This is a genomic window from Bacillus sp. RE35 (genome assembly GCF_052146655.1).
GTDB classification, from domain to species: domain Bacteria; phylum Bacillota; class Bacilli; order Bacillales; family Bacillaceae_G; genus Bacillus_A; species Bacillus_A cereus.
This window is the reverse complement of the sequence record NZ_CP197377.1, coordinates 2,972,018-2,984,978: the sequence shown is the minus strand read 5'-3', so window position 1 is coordinate 2,984,978 and position 12,961 is coordinate 2,972,018. Positions and strand designations below refer to the sequence as shown.

Below are 12,961 nucleotides of genomic sequence, written 5' to 3'. Positions count from 1 at the left end.
AAGAGCAAATTATTATGAATAAACAAATAGGATTCATCGGATGTGGAAACATGGGTATTGCTATGATAGGTGGGATGATAAAAAAAAATATAGTTTCTCCAGATCAAATAATTTGTTCAGATTTAAACGTCATTAATTTAAAAAATGCTAGTAATGAATATGGCATAACTATAACTACTAACAACAATGAAGTCGCTAACAGTGCTGACATTTTAATTTTATCAATCAAACCAGATTTATACTCATCGGTAATTAACCAAATAAAAGATCAAATAAAAAATGATGTAATCGTTGTAACTATTGCTGCAGGAAAAAGTATTAAGAGCACTGAGAATGAATTTGGTAGAAAGTTAAAGGTTGTTAGAGTAATGCCTAATACACCGGCACTTGTTGGAGAAGGAATGTCTGCGTTATGTTTTAATGAAATGGTTACAGAAAAAGATATAAAAGAGGTACTGAACATATTTAATATTTTCGGCCAGACGGAGGTCATAAATGAAAAACTAATGGATGTTGTTACATCTATTAGTGGTTCTTCTCCAGCATATGTGTATATGTTTATAGAAGCCATGGCAGATGCTGCTGTACTTGGCGGTATGCCGAGAAAACAAGCTTATAAATTTGCGGCTCAGGCTGTATTAGGTTCTGCAAAAATGGTATTGGAAACAGGAATACATCCAGGTGAATTGAAGGATATGGTTTGTTCTCCAAGTGGAACGACGATAGAAGCTGTAGTAACGCTAGAAGAAAAAGGTTTAAGAACAGCTATCATTTCAGCTATGAAACGTTGTACGCAAAAATCTATGGAAATGTCTAGTTTAACTAGTAAGTGAGAAGCGAATTTATATAATATTTCAAATCTATTTAATGTAAAAGAAATATTATGAGGCTAGTTAATAACTAAGTAAATTTATATACAACACTAACGAGAAGAACAAACCTTATTTTAAAGGGGATACAGAAAATATGAGTAATTTACTAAAAAAGAAATCCGTTACACAATTGTTAGAGCATAATCAAAGCAAGACTTTAACGAAAACATTAGGAGCATTTGATTTAATTATGTTAGGGGTAGGCTCGATAGTTGGAACGGGTGTTCTTGTGTTAACTGGATTAGTAGCAGCAACAAATGCTGGTCCAGCAGTTGTTTTTTCATTTATACTTGCAGCAATTATATGTGGATTTATAGCATTATGTTACGCGGAAATTGCTTCTACACTCCCGGCGTCTGGTAGTGTATATACGTACTCATATGCAACAATTGGTGAGTTTGTTGCTCATCTAGTAGGTTGGTCATTGCTGTTAATATATATCGTGGCAACAGCAGCTGTCGCTGCTGGATGGACAGGCTATTTCCACAATTTAATAAAGGGATTTGGATTAGAGATACCTAAAGCTCTAGTAACGATTCCTTCGCATGGTGGTATTGTGAATCTACCAGCAGTAATTATTACATTGATATTGGCATGGATGTTATCTCGTGGTACGAGGGAAAGTAAACGAATCAATAATATAATGGTATTGATTAAAATTGGAATGATTTTGTTGTTTATTACGGTTGGTATATTCTATGTAAAACCAATGAACTGGATACCAATTGCACCATACGGTTTAAGTGGAGTTTTTACGGGTGGAGCAGCTATTTTATTCGCTTTTACGGGTTTTGATATATTAGCAACTTCAGCAGAAGAAGTAAAAGATCCGAAACGTAATCTTCCGATCGGTATTATTGCATCATTAATCATATGTACAATTATTTATGTTATGGTATGCCTTGTTATGACAGGAATGGTTTCCTATAAAGAATTAAATGTTCCTGAGGCGATGGCTTATGTAATGGAAGTTGTAGGACAAGGAAAAGTCGCTGGTGCAATTGCTGCAGGTGCTGTAATTGGCCTTATGGCTGTTATTTTTTCCAATATGTATGCGGCAACACGAGTATTCTTTGCAATGAGTCGTGATGGATTGTTACCGAAATCATTTGCGAAAGTTAATAAGAAAACTGGAGCACCGACTTTTATAACTGGATTGGCAGGAATAGGGAGCTCTATAATAGCTGGGTTTATTGATTTGAAAGAATTAGTTAATTTAGTTAATATCGGTAGTTTGGTGACGTTTGCGTTAGTTTGTCTATCAGTTATTATCCTTCGTAAATCACACCCAAATTTAAAACGTGGATTTATGGTACCTTTTGTACCTGTATTACCATGCGTTGCAATTGTATGCTGTGTGTTTTTAATGCTAAATTTACCGTTAAGGACATGGGTGTACTTTAGTATTTGGATTACTATTGGGGTAGTAGTATATTTCCTTTATTCGATAAAACACAGTAATTTAAATGAGGAAACGATCTCGAAATTACATGATAAAATTGCGAGATAATAACGATCGAAAATTTTATTAATAATCATATTGATAGTTGAGTAACATAGAAACAGTTTTTTGACATTTAGCAAGAGATAAAATAAGAGATGCTAGGGCAGCTAAGTACTTTTTTTAGAAACCTTGCTTGTTTTTTACGATTTAACACTGCTAAGGAGAGAGAAGTATGAGTGAATTGCATTTTATGAGTATAGAAGAATTGGATAATAAATTAAAAAAATCTGACAGTGGTATTTATTTCATTAAAGATTATAATGACAATATTATTTATGTAGGCAAGGCTTTTAGTATAAAAAGTAGAGTATTAGCTCATTTTAATAGTTATTCCAATATTGAGGAATATGTACATTTATTTAATAAAGTAGCGTATCTCATTGAAGATAGTTTGTTAAAACGCTCATTGTTACAAGTTACTTACATGATTAAATATAAACCAGTATTAAACAAAGAAGTACAAAAAGAATTCCCAGAGTTGTATACTCAATACATTAAGCAGACAAATAAAAAATCTATGTTGTTAGAAATTGATGAAGCTAAAGAAAAAAGGGATGAGTTAAAGAATAAATTAGTAAAATTAGTGGGTGGAAAAACTATGTTTTATGACATAATTTCTCTGTTAAATAATGGATATAACTATCATGTCCTCGCAAAAGTATTGAGCATAGAACTTCAAACTTTAATTATAATAAAAGAACACCGAAATAAATTCCCGATACCACATAATTATAAGAGGACAATAAAACATCAAGATATAATGTATGCTTTATCTGGAAAAAAGAATTTAAGTACTTAAAGGTTAAACACTTAACTTTAAAATAGTAAATTCGTTGCTTTTGTAGCTTTTATTGTTATATTGAAATGCAATGTACATTTGTGTTTCAAATTTAATTGGTGAAATAAGGGGAGGGAAAGGGTTCCTATAAAAATACTGGAATAAATTAGGTTATTCATGCGTAAATAGCATAATTAGGTACATGTTATTTATAAATATTCAAAGATACGAAAGTAATACAAATGAAATTCTTATTTCTGCTACTACAAGTACTATTGAGCAAATGAAGTATGAAAGTGCTTTTGAACTAGGGGTCACACTGGGACCTGATACATCACATCATCTGCAAATGGTTCGGATCGGTGGAGAGATTACAAAACGCTTAGTTTGAATGGCTGAAAAACAGTTAACAGGTCAATACAGACTACACTAAGAAAATAATCCGTATATATATGGATTATTTTTCCTTTAATTTACAAAAAAATAAATTTCGAAATTGAAAAAACCTCTCAGATTCCTTTGTAATAAACTTTTTTATTTGTGTTAATGACATAGGTATCAAAAGATAATCAACCCGATACGAACGATGTATGAGCCTTTAAAAGAGTTTTGGTGTTATTTGCAATTTTAATTTCATAATACTTAAGCCGATATAATAAAATGTTTTATGTCTAAATTGATATAAAGTAATAATTATTAAATGATATTTCTTTTTTATAGAATAAGTAAAAACTGATATTGTAGTAATTACTGTTTTGAGGTCAATTTACTGTGCACCTTAATTAGTGAAGTTTTTTTGTTGATTAAAAACTATTGTATTTGGAAATTAATAATAAGTTTATCCCGCTATTTGCCGGGCAGTAAGACCTCCACCTCAAAATTCAGCGGAAGCAAAGAAGTTAGGTGGGGGGCGGGCTGCCCGTAAAAGCCCGATTGGTATGGGCTAATAATCAGTGGGGGATGAACAAAACCCCCACTGATTAAAGTTTCACTTTATGTGATGCGGTAATAAAACTAGCTAGTTTGCTATTTTTAGTATTTGTAAAGTCTATATATTTTTTCCTCTTTTGTGGAAAGTAAAACTAATGTTACGACCAGTAATATAGTGTCATTTTTTGAATATTCCATTCGTTTTTTATTTTTAGTTGATGAAAAGACCTTTCTCTCAATTAAATGTTTAATTGAATCCTTGAATTTCCTCTACCTTGTATTTTTCAAAGCATAGTGCTTCAAAAATAGCCGTATCGCTTTCATCTGTTTCCAATTTCACAACTTCTTTATTATCTTTTTCTAAAATTTGGAGCAAAATAGTTTTTCAGTTTCACATGTAAATTAGCAGTATTTATTTCTTGAATTCAATTTGTAGAAAGGATTGAATTGGAACTTTGACTGTTATTTCTTGCGGTGGTACAGTATCTCCTGTTACTTTCGCTTTATTTTAAATCTTTTTCCAGCGTGGTCCTCGCATTGACTACCACTGTATTTTGTAGTACTTCACTATTTTCTCAAGTTCAATAATTATATTTTGTAGAATTAAGAAAAGAACTTAGCTTATTTCCTTTACTTATCTTATCTACTCTGATATTTAGATGCTAACTACAATTAAATAATATATGATTTTTATAAAAAAGATATAGTAATATTTTGTTGTGAATTGTACTAATTTGATATTTTATAGTATTATTTGTCGTGAATTATATATAACAGAATATATTTTATGGATCTATAAAGGAGAATGTAATGAATACTTCTATCGATATACAACACTTGTGTGATCTTGCACATAAAGCATTTAATGCCCCTGTACATATTTTATCTGCAGACAGAAAAATTTTATATCATTCTACATCTGATAATGTTTGTAGTCCTTTTTATTCTTCAAAAGAAGAACATCTTACTGATATTTATCAAGAAAACGATCCCTTTAACTTGCCACTTTTCCGAAGTAACAACTATCTTGAAAATTTTGTTCTAATTCATATAGAAAATCATGATGATATTAAAGGGACTATTATAATCGGTCCTACTATACATTCAAAAGATTCAGATGATATGATCATAAAATTTCAGAAAGAATTTAAATCAAATGATAACATTCAAGAAAGACTTGCCTATTATCAGTGTTTATCTGAGATTAAAAAAACTACATTAATTGATATGGGAATTTTATTACATTACATGATTTTCAATGAAAAGTTAGATGTAGATATTGTCTTGGAAAAAAATAAAGTACTAGAGGAAGTTCCTAATAAAATTGTGAAACCGGATTTATATATTTTAAAACGCCGACAAAACAAACCTAAAACGCACAATATGGCATTAGTAAATGATTTCTTTTCGACTATTAAAGAAGGAAATAAAAAAAAGTTAATACAGTATATGTATGCGGTTTCGCAAGAAGATGTTGAACTTATGCTAATAGAGGATCCGCTCAGGAATCAAAAAAACCTTGGAATTATTGCGATTACCTTAGCCACTCGATATGCAATAGAAGGAAACCTGCCACCAGATATTGCTTTTGCCCATAGTATTTTATATATACAAACCCTAGAACAATTAGATAATGTAGAATCTGTAAAGCGATTATCAGGGGACGCTTTACGTACCTTTGCAGATCGTGTGAAAGAATACAATGCAAAAAAGTATTCTTACGCGGTTACTACATGTATAAAACATATTAATAAAAATGTTTACGATGGAATATCTCTGAATGAACTTGCTAATCATTTAGAAATTACGCCTACTTATCTGTCTAAACTATTTAAAAAAGAAATGGGAATTACTTTAAGCGAATATATTCAAAGGGAAAGAGTGGAAGAAGCAAAAAAATTATTAACACTCACTACTTATTCGTTATCAGATATCTGTGCGTGGCTTAACTTTAATGACCAAAGTTATTTTATAAGAGTTTTCAAAAAAATCACTAGTATGACTCCTAGGCAGTACCGTGAAAAATATACAGTAATATAAGCTTGTTATCCGCTGTCTTCAATGTAAAGACTTAAACATGGGTATAAGTATCCCAAAAAATGAAAATACACTAACCATTATTTTGTTAAAGAAAACAAAAAGACAGAAGGCTGCAAAGTGTTCCAAGGAAGCTTTGCAGCTTTTTTGTAATTTAAAACCTATGTTTATAACGATGATAAGTTTATAGACTAATATCTTCATACTGAATATTTGTTAATAATGATATTAGGATGTTTTGTGAAAAAATCAACAATATAACATATATTACTAAATATATCTACATTTTATGCAATTATACATAACTAAATAAAGGTAAAAAAGTATAAAAAGACCTATTATATTATTCTATAAGTATTTTTTCTAAAATAAAATTTCTCGGTTGAGCTAAAATAGTTATTTTTAACCGTATACACATTAATTTGTAATCATTACAATTACAGAAATGAAATTTACGGATAACTATATTTGTATAATTTTTTTCGGTTCATATTTTTATTTAACAGTAAATTATCGATCGTAATCGACAAAATTTTTCTATTTACGCATTAAAAATTTAATGTTTTAATGAACAACATAACTGGTATGACCAGACAGAAAGGATAAGGTTACGCTAATAGGAATTATAGTGAAGTTGTAAGTAACATTATGTTGAAAATATTTTTCGAATAGTCTATTTATTTACAAGAGGTCAAGAATCAAGTTTGTAATAAACGTGTTCTAAGTTTCTGCATAACAAAAGTGAAGTTATTCCGCAATAAAAGTATAAGCGATGTACAGTATAATTTTACCTTTTTTAGTCTAGTAAGGAGTTTGCTGATAAAACTAAGAGTAATATTATTAAATTTAAATTAAACAATGTTATGGCAAGATTAACTGTAAGCATTGGTTTATTGATTCTCGCGGTTCTGTAAGTTAAACCGCAATTCTAGGGAAGAATTACACATTTACTATTCATAGGGTGCTTGATTCAAATATAGTTAATAAATTTTTGTTATTTATATTTGAAAAAATAGAGTATCGAAGTGAGAGGTAAGTAAAATCCTTACATTCTATTAGAAGTAAAAAATAACGATATTATCCTATCTGAAAGATTTCTCCTTCTTAATCAGTTTACAAAGAGAGAGGTCATACAAGTTATATGAATTAAGTTATAAAAACAATGGTAAAGGAGTGTACGGAATGAAAACTAAAATAATTACAGGATTATTAGTCACATCCATTGTAACTGGAGGAAATATTCCTATCAATACTCTCGCAACACCAATCGTTCAAGCAGAAACTCAACAGGAAGGCATGGATATTTCCTCTTCATTACGAAAATTAGGTGCGCAATCTAAATTAATCCAAACGTATATTGATCAATCTTTAATGAGTCCTAATGTACAGTTAGAGGAAGTCACAGCTTTAAATACAAATCAATTCCTAATCAAACAAGATATGAAGGAATGGTCATCGGAACTCTATCCACAGTTAATTCTATTAAATTCAAAAAGCAAAGGATTTGTAACAAAATTTAATAGCTATTACCCGACATTAAAATCGTTTGTAGACAATAAAGAAGATAGAGAAGGGTTTTCGGATAGACTTGAAGTACTTCAAGAAATGGCTATGACGAATCAAGAAAATACGCAACGGCAAATCAATGAATTAACAGATCTTAAATTACAGCTTGATAAAAAATTAAAAGATTTTGATACCAATGTGGCAACTGCGCAAGGCATACTAAGTACAGATGGAACAGGAAAAATAGATCAGTTAAAAAATGAAATATTAAATACAAAAAAAGCAATTCAAAATGATTTACAGCAAATTGCATTAATACCAGGGGCTTTAAATGAACAGGGATTTGCTATATTCAAAGAAGTTTATAGTCTTTCAAAAGAAATTATTGAACCAGCTGCGCAAGCAGGGGTGGCAGCATATAACAAAGGAAAAGAAATTAACAACTCTATTCTAGAAGCTGAGAAAAAAGCAGTGCAAGAAGCAACAGAGCAAGGTAAAACGGCTCTAGAGATTGAATCAGCAAAAAAAGCAGCTCGTGAAGCAATTGAGAAAAGCAAACAAGGTGAAATAGCAGCCGCAGCCGCAGCAAAAACACAAGAGTATGACCTGATGAAGGTCATTGATACCGAAAAGATTAAGAAAACATTTGGCGTTTTTGCTGAAGTAAATAAATTAACAGCAGAACAGCGAGCATATTTAGATGATTTAGAGAAACAAAATCAAAAAATATATGATTTAACAACGAAATTATCAATAGCTGATTTACAAAAATCAATGCTTCTTCTTACACAAAATGATTTGCATACGTTTGCAAATCAAATAGATGTAGAACTTGATCTACTAAAGCGCTATAAAGAAGATTTAAATCTAATAAAAAATAGCATTACAAAATTATCTACTAATGTTGATACAACTAGCGAGCAGTCTCAAAAAGATACATTAAGACAATTAAAAAATGTAATAAGTTACCTTGAAGAACAAGTATATAAATTTTAATATTGCGTTTTTTAGGAATTCATAAAGATTATAAGCATTTAGCGAAAGAAGGAGAATAGTCATGAAAAAATTTCCATTCAAAGTACTAACTTTAGCTACATTAGCAACTGTTATAACTGCTACTACCGGTAACACTATTCATGCATTTGCACAAGAAACGACCGCTCAAGAACAAAAAGTAGGCAATTATGCATTAGGCCCCGAAGGACTGAAGAAAGCATTAGCTGAAACAGGGTCTCATATTCTAGTAATGGATTTATACGCAAAAACAATGATTAAGCAACCAAATGTAAATTTATCTAATATCGATTTAGGCTCAGAGGGGGGAGAGTTGCTCAAAAATATTCACCTTAATCAAGAGCTGTCACGAATCAATGCGAATTACTGGTTAGATACAGCGAAGCCACAGATTCAAAAAACTGCTCGTAATATTGTAAATTACGATGAACAATTTCAAAATTATTACGACACATTAGTAGAAACTGTACAAAAGAAAGATAAGGCAGGTCTAAAAGAGGGTATAAATGATTTAATTACTACAATCAATACAAATTCAAAAGAAGTTACAGATGTGATTAAGATGCTACAAGACTTCAAAGGGAAACTATATCAAAATTCTACAGATTTTAAAAATAATGTTGGTGGTCCAGATGGGAAAGGTGGATTAACTGCAATATTAGCAGGTCAACAGGCAACGATTCCACAACTTCAAGCTGAAATTGAGCAACTTCGTTCTACTCAGAAAAAACATTTTGATGATGTATTAGCATGGTCAATTGGTGGTGGATTGGGAGCAGCTATTTTAGTTATTGCAGCTATTGGAGGAGCGGTCGTTATTGTTGTAACTGGCGGTACAGCAACACCGGCTGTTGTTGGTGGACTCTCGGCTCTTGGTGCAGCTGGTATCGGTCTAGGAACTGCGGCTGGTGTCACAGCATCTAAGCATATGGACTCCTATAATGAAATTTCTAACAAAATCGGAGAATTAAGTATGAAAGCAGATCGTGCTAATCAAGCAGTTCTTTCGCTTACTAACGCGAAAGAAACATTGGCATATTTATATCAGACTGTAGATCAAGCGATATTGTCTCTAACAAATATTCAAAAGCAATGGAATACAATGGGCGCAAATTATACAGATTTACTGGATAATATCGATTCTATGCAAGACCACAAATTCTCTTTAATACCAGATGATTTAAAAGCCGCTAAAGAAAGTTGGAATGATATTCATAAAGATGCAGAATTCATTTCAAAAGATATTGCTTTTAAACAGGAGTAGAACTGAAATATAAAACCTAAATTGGAGGAAAATGAAATGATAAAAAAAATCCCTTATAAATTACTCGCTGTATCGACGCTATTAACTATTACAACTGCTAATGTAGTTTCACCAGTAACAACTTTTGCAAGTGAAATTGAACAAACGAATAATGGAGATACGGCTCTTTCTGCAAATGAAGCGAGAATGAAAGAGACCTTGCAAAAGGCTGGATTATTTGCAAAATCTATGAATGCCTATTCTTATATGTTAATTAAGAATCCTGATGTGAATTTTGAGGGAATTACCATTAATGGATATGTAGATTTACCTGGTAGAATCGTACAAGATCAAAAGAATGCAAGGTCACATGCTGTTACTTGGGATACGAAAGTAAAAAAACAGCTTTTAGATACATTGAATGGTATTGTTGAATACGATACAACATTTGACAATTATTATGAAACAATGGTAGAAGCGATTAATACAGGGGATGGAGAAACTTTAAAAGAAGGGATTACAGATTTGCGAGGTGAAATTCAACAAAATCAAAAGTATGCACAACAACTAATAGAAGAATTAACTAAATTAAGAGACTCTATTGGACATGATGTTAGAGCTTTTGGAAGTAATAAAGAGCTCTTGCAGTCAATTTTAAAAAATCAAGGTGCAGATGTTGATGCCGATCAAAAGCGTCTAGAAGAAGTATTAGGATCAGTAAACTATTATAAACAATTAGAATCTGATGGGTTTAATGTAATGAAGGGTGCTATTTTGGGTCTACCAATAATTGGCGGTATTATAGTCGGAGTAGCAAGGGATAATTTAGGTAAGTTAGAGCCTTTATTAGCAGAATTACGTCAGACCGTGGATTATAAAGTAACCTTAAATCGTGTAGTTGGAGTTGCTTACAGTAATATTAATGAAATGCACAAGGCGCTTGATGATGCTATTAACGCTCTTACTTATATGTCCACGCAGTGGCATGATTTAGATTCTCAATATTCGGGCGTTCTAGGGCATATTGAGAATGCAGCTCAAAAAGCCGATCAAAATAAATTTAAATTCTTAAAGCCTAATTTAAATGCAGCGAAAGACAGTTGGAAAACATTACGAACAGATGCTGTTACATTAAAAGAAGGAATAAAGGAATTAAAAGTGGAAACTGTTACTCCACAAAAATAGGGAAATATTAATTCTGTTGTAAAGTGAACTAAAACATAGAAAGTCTATGATTACACTGTTAAACAGAAAAGTAATAATTGATAAATCCTTATATAACAGAAAGGCGGAGTCTCATTAAAGACTTCGCCTTTCAATTATATATAAGTATGATTCGAATAAAAAATAACCTTGTAGTTTAATTGCTTTTTTAAAATTTGCAACAGAATCGGTTAATTTGAAGTAGATTATATACATTTTCTTTAATACTTAATGATTTGAAGGCTGCTAAAGAAAGTTCAAACGATACTGATAAAAGATGTAGAACTCATTTTGAAAGACATCGCTTTTTAATAAGATTAGAACTTGAAACCATACCTTATATAGGAGGAATACGAAATGATGAAAAAAATCCCTAATAAACTACTCGCTGTATCAGCGTTTATAACTATAACAACTACTTATGCAGTCATACCAATAGAAACTTTTGCAATTGAAATTGAACAAACGAACATTGAAAATATATCTCTTTCAGCAAATGAAGAACAGATGAAAAAAGCTTTGCAAGATGCTGGTTTATTTGCAAAAGCTATGAATGAATACTCTTATTTGCTAATTAATAATCCAGATGTGAGTTTTGAAGGAATAACTATTAATGGAAATGCAGATTTACCTAGTAAAATTGTACAAGATCAAAAGAATGCAAGAGCACATGCTGTTACATGGAATACACAAGTAAAAAAACAGCTTTTAGATACATTGACAGGCATTATAGAATACGATACAAAATTTGAAAATTATTATGAAACATTAGTAGAGGCGATCAATACTGGAAATGGAGATACTTTAAAAAAAGGGATTACAGATTTACAGGGAGGAATTCAACAAAATCAAAAGTCTGCAAAAGCATTAATAGAAGAATTAATGCAATTAAAAAATGCTATTGGAGAAGATGTTAGAACATTTGGAAGTCATAAAGAGACATTGCAATCGATTTTAAAAAACCAAGGTGCCGATGTGGAGGCTGACCAAAAGCGTCTAGAGGACCTTTTAGGACAAGTAAAATATCAGAAAGATATAGAATCTAAGGGGTTAGACATGGTGAAAATCCCCTTTATTCCAACCTTGATTGCTGGTGGCATAATGATAGGTGATGCAAGAGGTAAGTTAGGTTGGCTAGAACCTGAATTAGCAAAATTGCGTCAGACTGTAGATTATAAAATAACATTGAATCGTGTAGTTGGAGTTGCATTTCATAATATTAGTGATATGCATAGTATGCTTGATAGTGCTATCACTGCTCTTACCTATATGTCTACGCAATGGGAGGATTTAGATTCTCAATATTCGGGTGTACTGGGACATATTGATAAAGCTGATCAAAAAGCTGATCAAAATAAATATAAATTCTTAACCCCTAGCTTGAATGCAGCGAAAAACAGTTGGAAAACATTAAAAACAGATGTTGTCACTTTGCAAGAAGGGATAAAAATTGCAGAGAAAAAAGAACAGGATTTTTTGAATCAGCTTCGTCCATCAAACGTTTTCTACTTTTATAAAAAGATTCATAACGCATACACTTTTGAAATAAAGACTGGAACAAATGCGCCAAATGCGTCTTATAAAGTTATGAATTTAACTAAAAACACTGTTCATAATATGTGGAGTGGAGGGGCTAATACTAACATGTGGGCTGATTGGCTTTCATTCAATCCAAATGATGAATTTGCGGTAGTAGCAGTAGTGGATGGTAAAGAATATGTTGTGTATAAAGACAAAGTACAAAATATAATGAACTGAATCTGAAAGTAACGAAGTAATTGGAGCTGGACAATAAACTAGACAACAAGTTAATTGAAAAATTGTAATGGTATATTTCTCCTTATGTCCTAGAATACTTAGCTCAAGAAAAAGTA

Annotated in this window: 10 protein-coding genes; 9 read left to right on the top strand and 1 reads right to left on the bottom strand. The window is 31.3% G+C overall.

Annotation, left to right across the window (positions count from 1 at the left end; translation table 11 throughout):
- Positions 1-14: 14 nt before the first annotated feature.
- The 4 genes from proC (at position 15) to ACTL4X_RS15420 (ending at position 3,545) form a co-directional block, all read left to right on the top strand.
- Positions 15-833 (top strand): pyrroline-5-carboxylate reductase, encoded by an 819-nt coding sequence (gene proC, locus ACTL4X_RS15435; RefSeq protein WP_001041291.1) that lies wholly within the window; start codon positions 15-17, stop codon positions 831-833.
- Positions 834-966: 133 nt separating this feature from the next.
- Positions 967-2,382, top strand: coding sequence for an amino acid permease (locus ACTL4X_RS15430; RefSeq protein ID WP_000067462.1), 1,416 nt, complete (start codon positions 967-969; stop codon positions 2,380-2,382).
- 166 nt (positions 2,383-2,548) lie between these two features.
- On the top strand, positions 2,549-3,175 hold the full coding sequence (locus ACTL4X_RS15425) for an excinuclease ABC subunit C (protein WP_001292161.1): 627 nt from the start codon (positions 2,549-2,551) through the stop codon (positions 3,173-3,175).
- Between the two features lie 181 nt (positions 3,176-3,356).
- On the top strand, positions 3,357-3,545 hold the full coding sequence (locus ACTL4X_RS15420; protein WP_000897406.1) for a small, acid-soluble spore protein, alpha/beta type: 189 nt from the start codon (positions 3,357-3,359) through the stop codon (positions 3,543-3,545).
- 786 nt (positions 3,546-4,331) lie between these two features.
- Here ACTL4X_RS15420 and ACTL4X_RS15415 read toward each other — a convergent pair.
- Positions 4,332-4,460, bottom strand: coding sequence for a hypothetical protein (locus tag ACTL4X_RS15415; RefSeq protein ID WP_000939298.1), 129 nt, complete (start codon positions 4,458-4,460; stop codon positions 4,332-4,334).
- Between the two features lie 434 nt (positions 4,461-4,894).
- Between ACTL4X_RS15415 and ACTL4X_RS15410 the strand changes: the two genes are divergently transcribed.
- The 5 genes from ACTL4X_RS15410 to hblB all read left to right on the top strand — a co-directional run bounded on the left by ACTL4X_RS15410 (position 4,895) and on the right by hblB (position 12,845).
- Complete coding sequence (locus ACTL4X_RS15410; RefSeq protein WP_001097917.1) at positions 4,895-6,124, top strand: helix-turn-helix domain-containing protein; 1,230 nt, start codon at positions 4,895-4,897, stop codon at positions 6,122-6,124.
- A gap of 1,179 nt (positions 6,125-7,303) precedes the next feature.
- On the top strand, positions 7,304-8,623 hold the full coding sequence (hblC, locus tag ACTL4X_RS15405) for a hemolytic enterotoxin HBL lytic component L2 (protein ID WP_000850151.1): 1,320 nt from the start codon (positions 7,304-7,306) through the stop codon (positions 8,621-8,623).
- Between the two features lie 61 nt (positions 8,624-8,684).
- Positions 8,685-9,905, top strand: a complete 1,221-nt coding sequence (gene hblD / locus ACTL4X_RS15400) for a hemolytic enterotoxin HBL lytic component L1 (protein WP_000714435.1) — start codon at positions 8,685-8,687, stop codon at positions 9,903-9,905.
- A gap of 36 nt (positions 9,906-9,941) precedes the next feature.
- A complete protein-coding gene (hblA, locus tag ACTL4X_RS15395; protein WP_000591975.1) occupies positions 9,942-11,069 on the top strand; it encodes a hemolysin BL binding component B in 1,128 nt (375 codons plus the stop codon).
- 375 nt (positions 11,070-11,444) lie between these two features.
- A complete protein-coding gene (gene hblB, locus ACTL4X_RS15390; protein ID WP_000976155.1) occupies positions 11,445-12,845 on the top strand; it encodes a hemolysin BL regulatory component HblB in 1,401 nt (466 codons plus the stop codon).
- Positions 12,846-12,961 lie beyond the last annotated feature (116 nt).